The organism is Sphingomonas gei (assembly GCF_004792685.1).
GTDB lineage: Bacteria > Pseudomonadota > Alphaproteobacteria > Sphingomonadales > Sphingomonadaceae > Sphingomonas > Sphingomonas gei.
The window spans coordinates 330,252-349,061 of record NZ_SRXT01000003.1; the positions used below are offsets into that span (position 1 = coordinate 330,252).

The window sequence follows — 18,810 nt, forward strand, 5'->3', positions numbered from 1 at the left end:
GGGGAGGATTTTCTTATTTCACCGTCAGCGTGGTGCTCTTAAGCTTGACCGAGTCCGGGCCCGACGAGATCGTGAAGGTGCCCGGCTCGACGACGCGCTTCATGTCGACGTTCCACAGCGACAGGTCGCGCGGGGTGAGTTCGAACTGGACGGTCTTCTTCTCGCCCGGCTGCAGGGTGACGCGCTCGAACCGCTTCAATTCCTTGACCGGGCGCGTGACGCTGGCGAGATCGTCGCGGACGTAGAGCTGGACGACCTCGTCGCCAGCGCGCGTGCCGGTGTTGGTCACGTCGACGCTGACGCGGACATTGTTGTACCGCCCGATCGTCGGCGTCGCGAGCACCGGCGCGGCGACTTCGAACGTCGTGTAGGACAGGCCATAGCCGAACGGGTAGAGCGGGCTGGTCTCGGCGAAGAGATAGCCGCGGCGCGCGCTCGGCTTGTGATTGTAGAACATCGGCAGCTGGCCGACGTCGCGGGCGATCGTCACCGGCAGCTTGCCGCCCGGATTGGCGCGGCCGAACAGCACGTCGGCGACGGCGTTGCCGGTCTCCTGGCCGAGATACCAGCCCTCGACCAGCGCCGGGGCGTTCTCCGACAGATACTTCACCGCGAGCGGGCGGCCATTGAGCAACAGCACGACCACCGGCTTGCCGAGCGCGAAGATCTCCTTCGCCAGCTGGTTTTGCGGGCCGATCAGCTCGAGGCTGTTGCGATCGCCGAGATGGTTGTCGGCCCAGGCTTCGCGGCTGAGCTGCTCGTTGTCGCCGAGCACGAGGACGATGGTGTCGGCTTGTCTGGCGGTCTCCAGAGCCTCGGCGCGGAGGCGATCGTTGGTGGCATCGTCGACCAGTTCGACTGCGTCTTCGGCCCAGGCGCGGCTTTTGGTCAGCTTCACGCCTTCGGCGAAATCGACCTGGAACTTGCCCTTGCCTTCGGCCTTGAGCCCTTCGAGGACGCTGACGACGTGGCGGGGGACGTCGCTATAGCCGCCGATCGGCGTGTCGCTGGCGTGCGTGCCGATCACCGCGAGGCGCTTGATCCTGCCGGCGTCGAGCGGGAGCAGACCTTTATCGTTCTTGAGCAGCACGATCGCCTGGCGGGCGGCCTCGCGCGCGAGGGCAATCGCGTCGGGGGTCTCGGTCTTCCGCGCCGCGGCCTTGGCGTCGACATAGGGGCTTTCGAACAGCCCGGCGTTGAACTTTAGCTTGAGAATGCGGCGGACCGATTCGTCGATCTGCGCCTGGCTGACCCGGCCTTCGCGGACGAGTTGGGGCAGATTGGCATAGGCTTCGGCGTCGGGGGTCTCGAAATCGACTCCGGCATCGAGCGCGCGCACGGCGGCGTCGCTGAGATTGTCCGACAGATGGTGGCGCGTGTTGAGCTCGCGGATCGCGAAATAGTCGCTGAGCACGACGCCCTTGAAGCCCCATTCCTGGCGCAGCACGTCATGGAGCAGCCAGCGATTGGCGTGGCTGGGGATGCCGTCGATCTCGTTGTACGACGGCATCACCGACATCACCGGCAGCTCGGTGACCGCGCGTTCGAACGGGGGGAAGAAATTCTCGCGCAGGGTGCGCTCGGACACCGTCGCCGGGCCGATATTGGTGCCGCTCTCCGGCGCACCATGACCGGTCATGTGCTTGAGCGTGACATAGACCTTGTCCTTGGCGAGCGGCAATGTGGTGCCCTGGAAGCCGCGGATCGCGGCCAGGCCCATCTCGCCGACGAGGTAGGGGTCCTCGCCATAGGTTTCCTCGATCCGGCCCCAGCGCGGATCGCGGGCGACGTCGACCACCGGGGCGAGCGCGAGATTGGCGCCGCGGGCGCGCATCTCGCGTGCAGCGATCGCGAAAATCCGTTCCTGAAGCTTCGGGTTCCAGGTGCTGGCGAGCGCGATCGCCTGGGGGAAGCTGGTCGCGCCGGGGGCGACATAGCCGTGCAGCGCCTCCTCGTGGAGGATCAACGGGATGCCCAGCCGGGTCTTCTCGACGGCCCATTTCTGCGCGGCGTTGATGTAGCGCGCGGTGTCCTCGGCGCTGCGGTTGATCGTGCCGGCGGCGGCGCCCGCGGCGGGGCCCTGGGTGATCGCACGGCGATCATAGGGACGCGAGATCTGGCCGAGGCCGTTGGGGAAGTTGCTGCTCGCCTTGGCGGGGTCGAACTCGCCATCGGGGGTCTGGATCTTGTCCTTCTGGAGCCAGATCGCGACCATCTGCTGGACCTTCTCCTCCAAGGTCATGCGGCCGAGCAGATCCTCGACGCGGGCGTCGATCGGCTGGGCGGCGTCCCTGTAGAGCGGCTTGTCGGCGCGGCTGGCCTGCGCGCGCGCGGGCGGCACGAGCGATGGGGTGAGTGCTAGCGCGGCAACGGCGGCGAGCGCCGCGGCGCGGAACCGGCGGGAAACGGGCATGAACCTCTCCTGATTGGCGTTGCGACGCCTTATTGATCGTTGTGGTAGCGCTATCAGGTATCGACCCCCGGCGGGAGGGTCAACCGATACGCAACCGGTTTCATGTCGATTGCATTCCGCGAAACCGCATCTTATGCCTCGGGCGCAAAGGACGGGGATGAGCAAGCCTAGCCGAAGAAGCCGCGGGACGGTCACCGTGCAAGACGTCGCCCGCGTTGCCGGGGTGTCGGCGATGACGGTGTCGCGCGTCGTCAACGGCGGCACCAATGTGCGCGAGACCACGCGCGAAGCCGTGCTCGCCGCGATCGCACAGCTCAATTATTCGCCGAACAGCGCCGCACGCAGCCTTGCCGCCGGCGATGCGACGCAGATCGGGTTGCTCTATTCGAACCCGTCGGCGGCGTATCTGTCGCAATTCCTGATCGGCGCGCTGGCCGCGGCGCGGCGGGCCGGGTGCCACCTCGTGCTCGAAGCGTGCGAGAGCGAGCGGCCCGACGAGCAGGCCGAGGCGACGCGGAGCTTTGCCTCGACCAGCGTCGAAGGGGTGATCCTGCCGCCGCCCTTGTCCGAGGCGGCGCCGGTGCGCGCGGAGCTCGAGGCGGCGGGGATTCCGTGGGTTTCGGTGGCGATGGGACTGCCGCCGGCGCGCAGCCTCAACGTGCGGATCGACGATTTCGAAGGTGCCGCGGCGATGACCCGGCATCTGCTCGACCTGGGACACCGCCGGATCGGCTTCATCCGCGGCAATCCCAACCAGACGTCGAGCGCCGAGCGCTATCGCGGCTTCGCCGCGGCGCTCGAAGAGGCCGGGATCGACGTCAAGTCGGCGCCGGTGGAGCAGGGCTATTTCACGTTTCGTTCGGGGATCGTCGCCGCCGAGCGGCTGCTCGACCGGGCCGATCCGCCGACCGCGATCTTCGCGAGCAACGACGACATGGCGGCGGCCGCGGTCGGCGTCGCGCATCGCCGCGGGCTGCACGTGCCGCAGGATCTGAGCGTGGTCGGGTTCGACGACACCTCGCTCGCCACCACCGTCTGGCCCGAGCTCACCACCGTGCGTCAGCCGATCTCGACGATGGCCGAGGAGGCGCTGGCGCTGCTGCTCGCGCGGATCCGGTCGCATCGCTCGTCGGAGACCGACAAGCTCGAGGACCAGGTCCTCGATCACGAGCTGATCGTCCGCGAATCCTCGGCGCCGCCCAAGGGGACTGCCCCGGCGCGCGCCGGCGGCGGGCGACGCGGCGCGGGTGCCACGAGCAACCCGGGCCTGCGCTAGCGCTTGCATTTCCTGAGCGTCCGGGCCACCGTTACCGCTAACACGCCGTGCCGGTCGCGCATGGGTGGCCAGGAGAGGAAGTGGGATGAACCAGACCGCCGAGAGGGCCAATATCGGCCTGATCAGCGCCATCGTCGCGGTCGCGACGATCGGCGGATTGCTTTTCGGATATGACAGCGGCGCCGTGAACGGCACCCAGCCGGGGCTCAAGGCGGCGTTCGCGCTCGACGATGCCGGGCTCGGCTTCACCGTCGGATCGCTGCTGATCGGCTGCGTCATCGGCGCGTTCTCCGCGGGCACGCTGGCCGACCGGATGGGCCGCCGAAACGTGATGCGGGTCGCCGCGATCCTCTTCCTCATCGGCGCATTGGTCCAGGGGCTGGCGCACGATCACACCATCTTCGTCGTCGCCCGGATCCTCGGCGGCATGGCGGTGGGCGCCGCTTCGGTGCTGTCGCCGGCCTATATCTCCGAAGTCGCGCCGGCGAACATCCGTGGGCGGATGACGACGGTCCAGCAGATCATGATCATCACCGGCCTTACTGCCGCGTTCGTGGTCAATTATTACCTTGCCGGAGCGGCAGGCGCATCGACCAACCCGTTCTGGGGTGGGATCGAAGCGTGGCGCTGGATGTATCTGATGCAGGCGCTGCCCGCCGCGGTGTTTCTGATCGCCTTGTTCTTCATCCCGGAGAGCCCGCGCTATCTCGTCTCCAAGGGACGCAATCCGGATGCGCTTCGCGTGCTGACGTCGCTGTTCGGCCCGACTGAGGGCGGGCTCAAGCTCGCCGAGATCCAGGCGAGCTTCTCGGTCGACCACAATCCGCGGCTCAGCGACGTGCTGACTCCAACGGGTGGCCGCGGTTTCCTTGGTCTTCGCTCAATCGTCTGGGCTGGCTTGCTGCTCGCAGTGTTCCAGCAGCTCGTCGGGATCAACGTGATCTTCTATTACGGCTCGACCCTGTGGCAGGCGGCCGGCTTCAGCGAGGCGGACTCGCTGCTGATCAACATCGTCTCTGGCTTCGTCTCGATCGCCGCCTGCTTCGTTACCATCGCCGTGATCGACAAGATCGGCCGCAAGCCGCTGCTGCTGATCGGTTCGGCGGGGATGGCAGTCACCTTGTTCGCGATGGTCTATGCGTTCAGCCAGGGCGCGCTGGTCGACGGCAAGCTGGTCCTGCCGGGGCAGAGCGGGTTGATCGCGGTGGTCGCCGCCAATCTCTATGTGATCTTCTTCAACGTCAGCTGGGGCCCGGTGATGTGGGTGATGCTCGGCGAGATGTTCCCGAACCAGATCCGCGGCTCGGCGCTGGCGGTTTGCGGCTTCGCGCAGTGGTTCGCCAATTACCTGATCGCGCAGGCGTTTCCGATCATGCTGGCGGGTATCGGGCTCGCCCGTAGCTACAGCTTCTACGCGATCTGCGCGGTGATCAGCTTCTTCCTCGTCCAGCGGTTCATCCAGGAAACCAAGGGCAAGGAACTCGAGGCGATGGAAGGCTGAGCCTTCCGCGTCGTTGAAAGTAAAGCCGTCATCCCGGCGCGAGCCGGGATGACGATTGGAGTAGTCCGAACGCCATGACCCGCACCCCCGCCCGCCCGTTCCGCTCGCGCGAATGGTTTGCCGCGCCCGGCCGCAGCGACATGGCGGCGCTCTATCTCGAGCGCTTCATGAACTATGGCATCACCCCCGACGAACTGCGCGGCGGCAAGCCGATCATCGGGATCGCGCAATCGGGCAGCGACATCGCGCCGTGCAACCGGATCCATCTGGAGACGGTCAAGCGCGCGCGCGAAGGGATCCTCGCGGCGGGCGGCGTGCCGATGGAATTCCCGCTCCACCCGATCTTCGAGAATTGCCGCCGGCCGACCGCGGCGCTGGATCGCAACCTGGCCTATCTCGGGCTGGTCGAGATCCTCAACGGCTATCCGATCGACGCGGTGATCCTGACCACCGGCTGCGACAAGACCACGCCGTCGTCGCTGATGGCGGCTTCCACTGTCGACATTCCGGCGATCGTGCTGTCGGGCGGGCCGATGCTCGATGGCTGGCATGAAGGCGAATTGGTCGGATCGGGCACGGTAATCTGGCGCAGTCGGCGCAAGCTGGCGGCGGGCGAGATCGACGAAGAGGAATTCCTCCGCCGCGCCACGGACAGCGCGCCGTCCTCGGGCCATTGCAACACGATGGGCACCGCATCGACGATGAACTCGATTGCCGAGGGGCTGGGGATGAGCCTGCCGGGCTGCGCGATGATCCCGGCGCCGTATCGCGAGCGCGGGCAGATGGCGTATGAGACCGGGCGGCGGATCGTCGACATGGCGTATGAGGATCTGCGGCCCTCGAAGATATTGAGCAAGGCGAGCTTCCTCAACGCGATCAAATTGCTCACTGCGATCGGCGGGTCGACCAACGCCCAGCCGCACCTGGTCGCGATGGCACGGCATGCCGGGATCGACATCACGCCCGACGACTGGCGCTCGGGCTATGACCTGCCGCTGGTGGTCAACATGCAGCCCGCGGGCGAATTCCTGTCTGAGCGCTTCCACCGCGCCGGCGGCATCCCCGCAGTGCTCACCGAGATGCTCGCCAACGGTGCGCTCGACGGCAGCGTCCTCACCTGCACCGGCAAGACGCTTGCCGAGAATGTCGCCGCCGCGCAGGTCCGCGACCGCGACGTGATCCTGCCCTGGGATGCGCCACTCAAGGAAAAGGCGGGGTTCCTCGTGCTTTCGGGCAACCTGTTCGACATGGCGATCATGAAGACCAGCGTGATCTCCGACGATTTCCGCGCGCGCTATCTGTCGCGGCTGGGCGCCGAGGGGGTGTTCGAGGGAAGGGCGATCGTGTTCGACGGATCGGACGATTATCACCACCGGATCAACGATCCCGCGCTGGAGATCGATGCGAACTGCATCCTGGTGATCCGCGGTTCGGGGCCGATCGGCTGGCCCGGATCGGCCGAAGTGGTCAACATGCAGCCGCCCGATCATTTGATCCAGCAGGGGATCCTGAGCCTGCCGACCTTGGGCGACGGGCGCCAATCGGGGACTTCGGACAGCCCGTCGATCCTCAATGCCTCGCCGGAGAGCGCGGCGGGTGGCGGGCTGGCCTGGCTGCGGACGGGCGACATGGTCCGCATCGATCTCAATGCCGGGACTTGCGACGCGCTGGTCGACGAAGCCGAGATCGCGCGGCGCAAGCTGGAGCCGGCGCCACCGGTTCCGGCGAGCAATACGCCATGGGAGGAATTGTACCGCGAGAAGACGGGGCAACTAAGCGAGGGTGGGGTGCTGGACTTCGCGCTGAAGTATCGGCGGACGAGCGAGAAGGTGCCGCGGCACAATCACTGACGCGCCCGTCGTCATCCTGGAGAAAGCCGGGATCGCGTGCGACGACGTCGCGCCCGCGGCCTGAGATCCCGGCTTTCGCCGGGATGACGGAGAGGAAGCATGGAGCAGCCGCACCCGCTCGATCGCCCCGCCTGGACCGCGCTGTGCACCCGGCAGCAGCCGCTGGCCCGGGGCGAGGGGCGCGCACTGCGTTATGACCGCGATTATGCGATCTTCGCCGCGGTCGGCGACCACGCCCCCGCCTCGCTGGAAGCACTGGGCGCGCTGATCGCGGCCACCGGGCCGGCGATCGTGCTGCAAAAGGATCGGTTGCCGCCGGTGCCCGGCACCGTGGCGGTCAAGCGTCGCATGGGCGTGCAGATGGTGGCGGAAACGCTGTCGGGCAGCGGCGCGCTCGACTTCCTCGAACTCGGTGACGGCGACGCGGCGGAAATGCTCGCGCTCGCGACGCTGACCGAGCCGGGCCCGTTCTTCGCGCGGACGCACCGGCTGGGTGCGTTCATCGGCATCCGCGATTCCGGGCGGCTGGTGGCGATGGCGGGCGAGCGGACGAAGCCCGAGGGGTTCACCGAAGTCAGCGGAGTCTGCACCCATCCAGACTGGCGCGGACGCGGCTATGCCGGCGGGCTGATGCGCGTGGTGGCGGCGCGGATCGCCGCGCGGGGCGAGACGCCGTTCCTCCATGCCTATGCCGATAATCGCGGCGCGATCACGCTGTATGAGAGCTTGGGGTTTCGGTTGCGGTGCGAGGTTAATGTGGCGGTGCTGGAGCCGGAAGCAGGGTAGGGATCGTGGAGGGGGACGGCGGTTATCGCCCAGAAACGGACGCTACCGCTGGATCGCTCGAAACCGCGCCGCGATGATTGATCCGCCGAAAAAGAGCATTGCGCACCCGGCCCCCACGTACACCGTGGCGAGCGCCATGTTTGATTCGTTGAATCCCGAAACCAATCCGACGACGCCGAAGATTAGGGCGAAAATCGCCATTCTGAACGGCATTGTCTGCAAGAGCTTCCATGCCACCGGACCGTATGCTCGCTTTGGCGTTGTTTGTCGTCCTGCCAATGACTTACGCCACGCGCGTCTTGATCCAAACACCGGAATGTTAAGATACCCCTCTCTTTCCTCTGGCGTTACCGGAATACCGCGTGACCAACGATAATGATAATACACGAAACCGTGTTCGGTTTGCTCGAAGCTAAGTGCCAACATTTCGCGCTGCTGCGCTGGAGACGTTAGTGTCATAGCGGCCATGCTAGTGCCGAACCCGCGAAACGCCAATGGCAGCTTGCCATCACCTGTCGCCGTTTGGGGTATTGATCCGTACGGCGCGACTGGTCGCGAGGGCAAACCGATGCAGGCTGTTCGACTACCGCGCCGGCCGGCACGGTTTCCCCTCATATTGGTGACGCTGGAGCACATAGGCCTTGCCGTTCCAGCGCTGGACCGGGAAGCAGAAGCCCTGGCCGCCGATTTCGAGATCGGGCCAGCCGCCCATGCCCTTGGTCGCGAGAATCGTGAGGATTCCCGCGCCGTCGGTAATCCGCTTCCACGTCTGATCGGCCTGCTTGCTGACCAAATTGTAGCCCATCTCGTCGCCGCCGAAACAGGCGATGCTGCCTTCGGTGATCACTGCCTCGGGCCGGCCGTCGCCATTGAGATCGCGGAAGGTCTCGATCTTGCCAGGGGTATAGCTGGCGCTGCCGGGATCGCCGCATGCTTGCCACTGGCTGCCGTGCTTCTTGAAGCCGGCCGCCTTGAACGCCGCGGCCTGGTCGGCCGAGGAAAGGATGATCTGCGCCGCCGCGGGCGTTGCGAGAGCCAGCAGGGCGAGCAGAGTGTATCGAATCGGCATGATCTGTCCCTTCGCTTCAATCGTCTCCGTTTCCAGCCATCAGGTCCATGAAGTTGCGTGCGGCTTCGCGGTCGGCTTCGTCCTTGAACGCGACATCGAGATCGGGGGCGTTGCCGAGGATGTGGAGGAGCGCCCATAAGGCGAAGCGGCGATTGCGGTCCTTTTCGAGGCCAAGGTCGACGCGGATGCGATCGGTGCCGTCGGCGAGCGCGTCGGGGCTGAGCGTGGCGGGGTCGGCGGTGCCGAAATAGCGGCGGAGCTGATCGTCGAAGTTCATGGGGCTCTGCCTATGCGAAATCGCCCGGGACGCAAGCCGGCGCGGGGGGCGGTCAACCGACCACCGTGTGGAGGAAGCTCCGCCACAGGCCGGTCTGGCTGAAGGTGAGGCGGAACAGCTGCGACGCGAGCAGGAAGCCGCCGCCTGCCAGCGTCGCCGGATGGACGCGGCCGCGCTGGCGCAGGTCGAACGCCACGAGGGCGAGCAGGAACAGATCGGAGAGGAGCATGCCGCCGACCGGCGGCGTGACGGCGTTGGTTGCCATGCGCGTGATGCGCGCCAGCGGCGTGGTGGCGAGCGCGACGGTGGCGAGCAGCATCAGGCGCTTGTGGTGCGCCGGGCGCTGCCGCACGGCAATCCCCGCTGTAAAGAGGACGGCGAACGCGGTGATCGCGCCGAGCGGGAAGATCGGCGGCGCGCCATGGCGGACCGCGGCGTGGAGGTTGGCGCGGGCAAGCGTGATCGTCGTCACCACGCCGACTACGAACACGAGCACCGCCAGCGCCGCGCCCGCCATCCCGGTGCGGCGATGCCAACGGACATTGCCGGTACCGATCAACCAGTTCTGTCCGGCGTAGAGGATCATCCACGCACTGAACACCACGCCGTGGAGATGGACGAGCGGGCCCAGCGCGGGCGCAGCGGTGAAATAGGAGAGATAATAAGTCGGCGCGAAGCCGAGCAATGTCACCAGCACCAGCGCGACTGCGGCACCGCCGAAGAATATCCGGTCTGGGTAAGCGCGGCTGCGCGGCGGCGTTGCTGCCAGAGTTGCCATGCCTTGCTTCCTTCGCAGCCGTCGTTCGATATATTCTGCATCCTGCAGGTCTTCGGGGATTGGATAGATTCGACGTTATCCGGGCGAGTCGGATCTGGCCCGGCACGCCTCCGCTGCGCAGCGAAAATGCTTGCAAATGGTGGGATTCCGAGGCGTAATTGCATCGCGTACGATGCTATTACCCCTCCCGGCCTGCGCTCTTGGACCCGCAACCAGCGTGAATAGCTTGGCTCCAAGATAAACTTCTTGACTTGGAGATAAGTATCTTGTCTTAAAGATTCTTATCTTTTTGTTGAGATGCACGACGTCGAGATAGATGTCTCGATGTCGAGGGAGCTGCGATGGCCGAGACCGATCTTGTCGACCAGCTGATTACCCTGTGGTCCGCGGCGATGCCCGAAGTGGACACCCGCGGGCTGTCGGTGCTCGGGCGCGCGCGGCGCGTGGCGCAGCGCGCGCGGCTGGCGGTCGAGCCCGTGCTCGCAAAGCAGGGCCTCGATGAAGGCGGCTATGACGTGCTGGCGACGCTGCGTGCCGCGCCGCCGCCGCATCGGCTGCGGCCGACCGAGATCTATCGCGCGCTGGCGATTTCGTCGGGCGGGCTGACCGCGCGGCTCAACAAGCTCGAGGCGGCGCGGCTGGTGCGCCGGCCTGCGGCGACGGACGACAAGAGGAGCGTGTTCGTCGAGCTGTCTCCGCGGGGCAAGCAATTGGTCGAGCAGGGTTTTCGCGAGGAGATGGCGGTGCAGGCGCAGCTGATAGCGGGCCTTGCCGACAAGGAGCAATGGGTGCTTGCGACATTGCTCAAGAAGCTCGAGGCGACGATGGCGCAAAGCGAGCCTGCCCTCTGAACCTCGGTTGTTATTGCTAAGCGTTCGCAGCCTTGTTGCGAAGCTATCGCAACGCGGCCCGGGTCAGACGCCTTCGCGGATCAGCATGCCGCTCTGGCCGGGGACGCTGACTTCGAAGCGGAACAGGTCGCCGGCATGTGGCTCCTTGGCGAGATCGGCGGGCGCGATATGCTTGTTGGCGGTGGTGGCGAAGACGGTCTTGAGGTCGGGGCCGCCGAACGCGATCTTGGTGATCGCGCTGACCGGGAACCGGACTTCCTCGAGCAGTTCGCCGGCGGCCGAATAGCGGCGCACGCCCCAGCCATTGTACAGGCCGACCCAGACACAGCCTTCGCTGTCGACGGTCGGGCCGTCGGGATGACCCTCGGCATTGGGGATGCGGACGAATTCGCGGCGGTTCGCCAGCATGCCGTCGGCATCGATGTCGCAGGCGTAGATCACGCCGACCAGCGTATCGACATGGTAGAGGGTCTTGCCGTCGGGGCTGACCGCCGGGCCGTTGGTGATCGCCACTAGCGGGCTGGTCGCGACGCAGTGTCCGTCGGCGCCGAGGCGATAGATCGCGCCGGTGATGTCTTCCTCGCTGTCGTCCATGCTGCCGAACCACAGCCGGCCATTGGCGTCGACGGTGGCGTCGTTGAGGCGGTTGCCGGGCTTTCCGGGCTCAGGGGCGCAGATATGGGTGAAGCTGCCGTCGCGCTCGTCGAACTTGCTCAGCCCGGTCTGTAGCCCGGCGACGAAGCCGCCGCTCGCGATCGGCAGGATGAAGCCGATCTGGCCGGGCGCGTCCCAGCTGCGCGTCGCACCGTTCGCGGGGTCGAAGCGGTGGATCTTGTGGCTCTTGATGTCGACGAACCAGAGTGCCTGGTCGCGCTCGACCCAGACCGGGCCCTCGCCGAGCGGCGCCCCGAGCTGCCAGATGCTGACCGGCTCGGAAATCGCCACCTTGCTCATCTCATCGCCACCCTGCGTCCACGAAATATTCGTGGCCCGTTACCAGCCGGGCGTCGTCGGAGGCAAGGAACAATGCCATCGCGGCGATATCGTCGGGGACCAGGCGGCCCTTGAGGCACTGCGCCTTGACGATCTCGGCCTCGCCTTCGGGGGTATACCATTGCATCTGGCGCGGCGTCTTGACGTTGCCGGGAACGATGCAGACCGAGCGGATATTGTCGGGGCCGAGCTCGCGCGCGAAGCTGCGGGTAAGGCCTTCGATGCCGGCCTTGCAGGTCTGGTAGAGGGTGAGCTCCTCGAGCGCGAGATGCCACGAGATCGAGCCGAGATTGACGATCACCCCGCCGCCCTGTGCCTTCATCCCCGGAATCACCGATTGCGCGGCGAAGAACAAATGTCGCAGATTCACCGCGATGCGGTTGTCCCAATATTCGGGAGTGACCTGCTCGATCGTGTGGCGATCGTCGTTGGCGGCATTGTTGATCAGCACGTCGAACGCGCCGTGCTCGTCGATCAGCGCCTTGATCTGAGCCTGCACCGCCGTGATGTCGGTAAGATCGCAGCGCTGGAAGACGGGGGCGATGTCCGCGCCGCTCAGGCTTTCGACCAGAGCCATGGAATCGTCCTCGGCGATGTCGAAGAACGTGACCTGCGCGCCCTGACGGACGAAACCTTCGACCATGCCGGCGCCGATGCCCGAGCCGCCGCCGGTGATCAGCACGCGCTTGCCGCGGATGCTGGGATAGGTCGCCCGCTGATCGCGTGCGAGCGGCAGGTGGCTGGGATCAGCTTCGGACATGGAGCGGGCGAATTCCTGTGAGCGCACGGAGCGCGGGAGCATGGTTGCCGTAGGCGTTTGGTTGGCTAACGAAAGCCGTTTTCACGCGAGCAGGCCGCGGGCGGCGAGGTTGCGCATCAAGTCGCGGATGCCGAACGCCCAGGGCGCTGCGGCCTTGGAGGTCGTCACCCGGTTGACGAGAGCGCCGAGCTTCGGCGTGGCGATGCGGACGACGTCGCCTTGCTTGTGGGTGAAGCCGCGGCCGGGATGATCGCGATCCTGCACCGGCGCGAACAAGGTGCCGAGGAACAAGGCGAAGCCGTCGGGATATTGGTGTTCGCTGAGCGCCTGACGGACGAGATCGGTGGGATCGCGGCTGATCTCGCTCATCTTGTTGGTGCCGCGCAGAATGTAGCCCTCGGGCCCGGTGATTTCGAGATCGACCACTGCCGAGCGGACATCGTCCATCGTGAAGTTGGCGTCGAACAGGCGGATGAACGGCCCGATCGCGGTGGAGGCGTTGTTGTCCTTGGCCTTGCCGAGCAGGAGCGCGCTGCGGCCCTCGAAATCGCGCAGGTTGACGTCGTTGCCGAGCGTCGCGCCGCGTGGATTGCCGTGGCGATCGACGACGAGCACGACTTCGGGCTCGGGATTGTTCCAGTCGCTGTCCGAGCGGATGCCGATCTCGTCGCCCCAGCCGACCGCGGCGAGGACGGGCGCCTTGGTGAACACTTCGGCATCGGGACCGATCGCCACTTCGAGATATTGCGACCACATGCCCGCTTCGATCAGCGCCGCCTTGAGGCTGGCGGCGTCGGCACTGCCGGGGACGACCGAGCGGATGCCGGAGCCGACCCTGGCTTCGAGATCGCCGCGGATTTCGGAGGCCCTGTCGGCGTCGCCGCGCGCGCGCTCCTCGATCACACGCTCGATCGCCGAGAGCGCGAAGGTGACGCCGCAGGCCTTGATCACCTGGAGGTCGATAGGGGCGAGCAGCAGGGGACCATCGCCGGTGCCTAGGGCTTCGACGCCGCAGATCCGCGGGCCGGTGACGCTCGCCAGATCGTCGCGTTCGAGCAGATCGGCGACCGTGGCGGCAGTGCCCGAGACGTCGAACACATCGCCGCCGCGGACCAGCACGGGGGTGGGGCCGGCGTCGAGCAACACGCGCCCGACCAGAGTGGCCTGCGCATGATCGGCAGGCAGCAATTCGACTTTAGACGCTTCCAAGATCCCTCGCCTTGCCGGGTTTGTATTTTGATAGCGCTACCATTGGGTTGGGTTGGAAGCGCTGTCAAGCCGGAGAGGGTCGTACGCGAAGCAACAACAGCAAGATACCGTCGTCGATCGCGCCGGAGCATGGGTCGATCGATCGCAGGTGTGCTGCTATTGATAGTTACTCGCAAATAAGTAGATTTTGTGGTTCAAGGCCGACTCGGCGGCGGTGCCGCGAAGATATTCTGGAGGAAGCGATGAAGCGATGGATCCTGGCGGCGCTGATGCTCGGCGCGTGCGGCGCGGCGCACGCGCATGAGGTGTGGATCGAGCGCGACGCCAACGGGCCGGCGCGTATCTATCTGGGCGAGCCCGGCGATGCGCTTCCCGAAGGCGGGGATCCCGAATTCGCCAAGCTCCAGGCGCCCAAGCTGGTGGCGAACGCCGGCGCGGCGCTGGTCCGCAAAACGGGGTATATCGAAGTCGCGGCGCCCGCGGGCGACGTGCGCGCCTGGGACGACAATGTCTTCGCGCCATGGGATGCCGAGGGCAAGAAGGAAGGCGTGGTCTATTATGCCCGCGCCGGCCGCAGCGATCCGCGCGCCGTTCTGCCGTTCGAGATCGTCCCTGCCGCGGCGGGCGCGAGCCGATTCGTGGTGGTGCGCGACGGCAAGCCGGTGGCCGGCGCCAAGGTGGTGGTGATCACGCCCGACAAATGGTCGAAGACCATGGTCGCCGATGGGGGCGGCGCGCTCGAGATCCCAGTGCGCGAGAAGGGGCGCTACATCCTGTCGGCGACGCAGAAGGACGGCGCAGCGACCTTGCCGGGCGGCGCCGTGGATGCAGTGCACCGGATTACCACGACGACGTTCGTCATCGGGTGAGATACGGGCGGGGTCGACTTGGCGTTCCTTCCCGGCCCGCCCCCGCCCGGCGCAATCCCAATTGCAGACGCTCGCCGAAGGGCTAGAGTTTGGCGATGGGAGCCTCTGAAACGCGACGTGACCGCCTGTTCCATCATGACTGGCGGATTGCAGTCAACTCGGCCCGGGCAACCTTTGCGGGTTGGCAGGACCGGCTGATTGCCGGGACCATGCTGCTGATCGCCATGACGGTCGTCCGGTCATGGTTCACCGATCCGCCATGGAGGATTGCGGCGTGGGTGGCGCTTGGAGCCGGAATTGTCGTCGGAATGGTGGCGGGGCGCTTGGTTGCGGCCCGTCTGCGGTTTCATGGCTCCGACGGCCTGCTCGCCGCCGAGGCCTTGCAGTCGCTGACCCGCCGCCGCTACATGGCGGCTTCGCACGGCGCCGGGATCGCGGTGCTGGCGGCAACAACACTGATCGCGCGCCCATCGCTGCTGATCATCAGCGCGCCAGCCTATCTTGCCGGCGCATTCGCGGTCCACATGATAACGAACCTCGCAAGGCCTGTGCCGGCGATCCGCAAGGCGAGGCCAGGATGGACGGTCCGAAGATGGTTGCGCCAGCCAGGTGCCGGGATCGTTGCCGCAATGATCCTGCTTTTGTCTTTGCTATGGGCAAACACGCTCGGGACGAATGCTCTGATAGCCGTTGTCGGCATCGAGGTTATCCTTCTGGCACTGACGCTCACCCTCGTCGACGATAGCGTTGTTCGCTTCATGACGATCGCCGGACATGGCGCCCGGGCCATCGTCCTCCACCACGCCCAAAGCCTGCTGCCGTTCACCGGTCTGGCCGTGCCGATCTGCTTGGTCGCTTTCGGACCCGTCGCTGCCGGGATCGTCGCTGCCGCGTCCATCGCGACGCTGCTCCTGCTGGCCGCGCGCGTTCTCGCGTACCGCCTTTACGGCAAGCGCTTCGCCGATCTGCTCGTCTCGATCCACGCGGGCGTGCTCCTGCTGGCCGGGTATGCCGCGCCGATAGCCTTGCCCTTCGTCGCCATCGCCATTCTGTGGCAATTGCAGCGCCGGGGGGCCGCGAAGACGTGGTTGCTCGCGTGAACCCTGCCGTCCTTCTCACCGGAGCGGCGGTTGAACGCGGCGGACGGCAAGTCGTGCGCGCCGTCGATCTGACGGTCGCCCAGGGGTCGTGGTTCGGCTTTATCGGAGCCAACGGATCCGGCAAGACCAGTCTCCTTCGAGCGCTCGCCGGGCGGCTACCGTTCGCCGGCGGATCCTGCCGCGTCGGTGGCGAAGAGCTGGTCGGGGATCGCGCAGCGCGCGCCTTGCGCTTCGGTTTCGCCCCTCCACCCGACAAGCTGCCGGACTCCCTGCGCGGGCGCGACGTACTCGAATTCACCGGTGGAAAGATGGAAGAGGTTCGTTCCCGGATGGGATCGTTATACGTGGCGTTGGGTGTGGCCCCTCTGCTGGACCGCTGGATCGGCGACTGCTCGGCCGGGATGCGGCAAAGGATCGCGATCGCCGCGGCCTTCGCTGGGGGTCATTCGCTCGTTATTCTGGACGAACCGTTCAATTGGCTTGATCCAGTCGCGGCCTTCGACCTGCGGCGGGCGCTGCGGGAGAGGGTCGATGGCGGACTTACCCTAATGACTGCCCTGCACGACCTCAACACATTGGCGGCAGCGTGCGACGCGGGTCTGATGTTCGCCGACGGCAAGGTCGCGATGACGCTGAGCGAAGACATGCTTCAAACCGCTGCCCGGACCCCCCAAGCCTTCGAACGACAGATGATCGACATCCTGCGATCCGAGACCGGTGGGTAAGGGGCCACCTGGTGCAACGAGCGAACGGCTGCGTCGCTGCTGCGCGACCTGTATTACCGCGTCCGCCAGGCTTCGATTGCTTGGGCGGCGCGCGCCCGGACTTCCTCGGGCGTGCCGAGCGCGTCGATCACGACATGCCGCCCTGGATCGCGCGCCGCCTGGTCGAGGAACGACTGGCGAATGCGGCGGTGGAAATCCAGGTCGAGCGTCTCGAAGCGGCCTTCGTCGATCGCCCCGGCGCTGAGCCGCTGGCGGCTGCGGGCAAGGCCGATCTCCGGATCGAGATCGAGGATGACGACCAGGTCGGGCCAGACGTCGCCGACTGCCTGTTTGTGGAGGTCGCGGATATAGGTCTCGGCCATGCCGCGGCCGGCACCCTGATAGGCGATGGTGGAGCCGACATAGCGGTCCGACACCACCGATGTGCCGCGTTCGAGCGTCGGCACGATGACGCGGCGGACATGCTCGACGCGCGCGGCGGTCATCATCAGCAATTCGGACTGCTGGTCCCAGGCGTCATCGGCGCCCGATAGCAGCAGCGCGCGGAGCTTTTCGCCCTGCGGCGTGCCGCCGGGCTCGCGCGTGGCGATCGCGGGCGTGCCGTTGGCGGTCAGGTGATCGACGATGCAGGCCACCATGCCCGACTTGCCGGATCCGTCGACCCCTTCGACTGCGTAGAAACAAGCCGCTTTGCCCATGCGCCCCGCCTTAAGCAGCGCGGCGGGCGATGTCACGGTGCGGCGCTGAGCATCTCGGGAAAAGCGGCGGCGCCGGCGGGCGCCACGCCATGGCCGAGATAATGCGCCGCGCGGGCGATGTGGAGCGCTTCTTCGGCTTCCACCGCCTGGCTGTAGAGGAAGCCCTGGCCATATTGGCAGCCGAGGCTGGCGAGCAGTGCGGCGCTCTCGTCGGTTTCGATCCCCTCGGCGGTAACGGGCAGGCCGAGGCCTTCGCTCAGGCTGAGGATCGCGCGGATGATCTGGCCATTGTCGCCGGCGTGCATGTCCTGGATGAACTCGCGATCGATCTTGATCCGGTTGAACTGGAGCTCGCGCAGATGCTTGAGGCTGGCATAGCCGGTGCCGAAATCGTCGAGCGCGATCTGGATGCCGGCATTGCGCAGCGAGACGAGGATCACGCGCGCCGCGTCGATATCCTGGACGAGGCGCGTCTCGGTGATCTCGACGATCAGCCGGGCGGGGGCGAAGCCGGTGCTGCACAACACCTGGAGGATGCGCTGCGGCAGCCAGGGATCGTTAAGCTGGAGCGGCGAGATGTTGACCGACAAGGTGAGGTGCTGCGGCCAGCGGCGTGCCTCGATGCAGGCACCGCGCAGCACCGCGAACCCGAGATCCTGGATCATCCCGGCTTCCTCGGCGATCGGAATGAACCGGTCGGGCGCGATCAGGCCGCGGCTCGGATGATTCCAGCGGGCGAGCGCCTCGAAGCCGATCAACGCGCCCGAGGCGAGCTCTACGATCGGCTGGAAATAGGGAACGAATTCGCCGCGATTGATCCCGGCGTGCATGTCGAGCTCGAGCTGGGCGCGTTCGCCCATCTCGGCTTCGATGCCGGCGGCGAACACGCAATAATTCGAACGGCCCGAACGCTTGGCGCGGTACATCGCGAAATCGGCGGCGCGCAGCATAGCTTCGGCGTCGGACGCGCCCGGTGGGCTGGTGACGAGACCCACCGAGGCGCTGACCTCGGCGAGCCCGCCGCGCAGCTGGACGGGCTTGGCGACCGCGGCGAGGATCGCCTCGGCAGTCTCGACCGGCAGATGCGAGCCGGCGGGATGCTGGACGATGCAGGCGAATTCATCGCCGCCGATCCGCGCGACCATGCCGTTCGCGCCGGCGAGGTGCTCGAGCCGGCGGGCGATCGTGACGAGCATCGCGTCGCCGCCTTCATGACCATAGGTATCGTTGACGGGCTTGAAGCGGTCGAGATCGAGCATGAGCAGACTGATTTCGGTGCCCGGCGCGAGCCTGGCCATGCGCGCGGCGATCTGGTCGGCAAAGATGCGCCGATTGACCAGTCCGGTGAGCGAATCATGCCGCGCGAGCTGGTTGGCTTCGCTCTCGGCGCGCCGCCGGCGCTGCAATTCGACGCGCAATCCGCGCGTTCGCCTGACCAGCAGCACCATGTACAGCAGCCCGGCGACGACGAAAGCGGGAAGGAATTCGTCGATCTGCCAGGCCTCGTGGCGTTCGGCGAAGAGGTGGAAGCGCTCGCTAAGATTGAAGATGACGCCGAGCAGCAGCATCGCCAGCACCGGGACGACGACGAGGATGTGATCCCGATGGCGGACGAACAGGCGGCGCAGCTGGCCCTCCATTGCTCAACTCCCTGC

18 protein-coding genes are annotated in these 18,810 nt (G+C 66.5%); 8 read left to right on the forward strand and 10 right to left on the reverse strand.

All coding sequences use genetic code 11. The annotated features are described in order from the left end of the window. Positions 1-13: 13 nt before the first annotated feature. Complete coding sequence (locus tag E5A73_RS08545; RefSeq protein WP_135963397.1) at positions 14-2,413, reverse strand: glycoside hydrolase family 3 N-terminal domain-containing protein; 2,400 nt, start codon at positions 2,411-2,413, stop codon at positions 14-16. Positions 2,414-2,570: 157 nt separating this feature from the next. On the opposite strand from E5A73_RS08545, the gene E5A73_RS08550 reads away from it, so the two are divergent. The 4 genes from E5A73_RS08550 (at position 2,571) to E5A73_RS08565 (ending at position 7,826) form a co-directional block, all read left to right on the forward strand. Beyond that, entirely contained in the window at positions 2,571-3,689 is a 1,119-nt protein-coding gene (locus E5A73_RS08550) for a LacI family DNA-binding transcriptional regulator (RefSeq protein WP_135963398.1), read from the forward strand. A gap of 85 nt (positions 3,690-3,774) precedes the next feature. Then, positions 3,775-5,190, forward strand: coding sequence for a sugar porter family MFS transporter (locus E5A73_RS08555; protein WP_135963399.1), 1,416 nt, complete (start codon positions 3,775-3,777; stop codon positions 5,188-5,190). A 74-nt stretch (positions 5,191-5,264) separates the two neighbouring features. Beyond that, positions 5,265-7,040, forward strand: a complete 1,776-nt coding sequence (locus E5A73_RS08560; protein ID WP_135963400.1) for an IlvD/Edd family dehydratase — start codon at positions 5,265-5,267, stop codon at positions 7,038-7,040. Positions 7,041-7,139: 99 nt separating this feature from the next. Continuing rightward, on the forward strand, positions 7,140-7,826 hold the full coding sequence (locus E5A73_RS08565) for a GNAT family N-acetyltransferase (protein ID WP_135963401.1): 687 nt from the start codon (positions 7,140-7,142) through the stop codon (positions 7,824-7,826). A 42-nt stretch (positions 7,827-7,868) separates the two neighbouring features. Here the strand turns inward: E5A73_RS08565 and E5A73_RS21350 are convergent, their stop codons facing one another. From E5A73_RS21350 to E5A73_RS08585, 4 genes are all read right to left on the reverse strand, one after another. Then, complete coding sequence (locus E5A73_RS21350) at positions 7,869-8,027, reverse strand: hypothetical protein (protein WP_168355862.1); 159 nt, start codon at positions 8,025-8,027, stop codon at positions 7,869-7,871. Between the two features lie 382 nt (positions 8,028-8,409). Then, positions 8,410-8,895 carry a hypothetical protein gene (locus E5A73_RS08575; protein ID WP_135963403.1) on the reverse strand — a complete coding sequence of 162 codons (486 nt, stop codon included), beginning with the start codon at positions 8,893-8,895 and terminating at the stop codon, positions 8,410-8,412. Positions 8,896-8,911: 16 nt separating this feature from the next. Next, positions 8,912-9,172 carry a hypothetical protein gene (locus E5A73_RS08580; RefSeq protein WP_135963404.1) on the reverse strand — a complete coding sequence of 87 codons (261 nt, stop codon included), beginning with the start codon at positions 9,170-9,172 and terminating at the stop codon, positions 8,912-8,914. Between the two features lie 52 nt (positions 9,173-9,224). After that, complete coding sequence (locus E5A73_RS08585; protein ID WP_135963405.1) at positions 9,225-9,950, reverse strand: hypothetical protein; 726 nt, start codon at positions 9,948-9,950, stop codon at positions 9,225-9,227. A gap of 341 nt (positions 9,951-10,291) precedes the next feature. Here E5A73_RS08585 and E5A73_RS08590 point away from each other — a divergent pair, with 341 nt between their 5' ends. After that, entirely contained in the window at positions 10,292-10,801 is a 510-nt protein-coding gene (locus E5A73_RS08590) for a MarR family winged helix-turn-helix transcriptional regulator (protein WP_135963406.1), read from the forward strand. Between the two features lie 63 nt (positions 10,802-10,864). On the opposite strand, the gene E5A73_RS08595 is transcribed toward E5A73_RS08590, so the two are convergent. The 3 genes from E5A73_RS08595 to E5A73_RS08605 all read right to left on the reverse strand — a co-directional run bounded on the left by E5A73_RS08595 (position 10,865) and on the right by E5A73_RS08605 (position 13,763). Then, the gene (locus E5A73_RS08595; protein ID WP_206366430.1) at positions 10,865-11,755 is read right to left on the reverse strand and encodes an SMP-30/gluconolactonase/LRE family protein; all 891 of its coding nucleotides are present in this window, start codon (positions 11,753-11,755) and stop codon (positions 10,865-10,867) included. Position 11,756: 1 nt separating this feature from the next. Continuing rightward, on the reverse strand, positions 11,757-12,554 hold the full coding sequence (gene xylB, locus E5A73_RS08600; protein WP_135963407.1) for a D-xylose 1-dehydrogenase: 798 nt from the start codon (positions 12,552-12,554) through the stop codon (positions 11,757-11,759). An 81-nt stretch (positions 12,555-12,635) separates the two neighbouring features. Next, on the reverse strand, positions 12,636-13,763 hold the full coding sequence (locus E5A73_RS08605) for a fumarylacetoacetate hydrolase family protein (protein ID WP_420822566.1): 1,128 nt from the start codon (positions 13,761-13,763) through the stop codon (positions 12,636-12,638). Between the two features lie 242 nt (positions 13,764-14,005). On the opposite strand from E5A73_RS08605, the gene E5A73_RS08610 reads away from it, so the two are divergent. The 3 genes from E5A73_RS08610 to E5A73_RS08620 all read left to right on the forward strand — a co-directional run bounded on the left by E5A73_RS08610 (position 14,006) and on the right by E5A73_RS08620 (position 16,457). Next, positions 14,006-14,632 (forward strand): DUF4198 domain-containing protein, encoded by a 627-nt coding sequence (locus E5A73_RS08610; protein ID WP_135963408.1) that lies wholly within the window; start codon positions 14,006-14,008, stop codon positions 14,630-14,632. Between the two features lie 209 nt (positions 14,633-14,841). Beyond that, complete coding sequence (locus tag E5A73_RS08615) at positions 14,842-15,732, forward strand: hypothetical protein (protein ID WP_240700095.1); 891 nt, start codon at positions 14,842-14,844, stop codon at positions 15,730-15,732. Continuing rightward, complete coding sequence (locus tag E5A73_RS08620) at positions 15,729-16,457, forward strand: ATP-binding cassette domain-containing protein (protein ID WP_135963410.1); 729 nt, start codon at positions 15,729-15,731, stop codon at positions 16,455-16,457. Before E5A73_RS08615 ends, E5A73_RS08620 begins: the two co-directional genes overlap by 4 nt. A 53-nt stretch (positions 16,458-16,510) precedes the next feature. On the opposite strand, the gene tmk is transcribed toward E5A73_RS08620, so the two are convergent. Both tmk and E5A73_RS08630 read right to left on the reverse strand, forming a co-directional pair. Further along, on the reverse strand, positions 16,511-17,155 hold the full coding sequence (tmk, locus tag E5A73_RS08625; protein WP_135963411.1) for a dTMP kinase: 645 nt from the start codon (positions 17,153-17,155) through the stop codon (positions 16,511-16,513). Positions 17,156-17,187: 32 nt separating this feature from the next. Continuing rightward, a complete protein-coding gene (locus tag E5A73_RS08630; RefSeq protein WP_135963412.1) occupies positions 17,188-18,795 on the reverse strand; it encodes a putative bifunctional diguanylate cyclase/phosphodiesterase in 1,608 nt (535 codons plus the stop codon). Positions 18,796-18,810 lie beyond the last annotated feature (15 nt).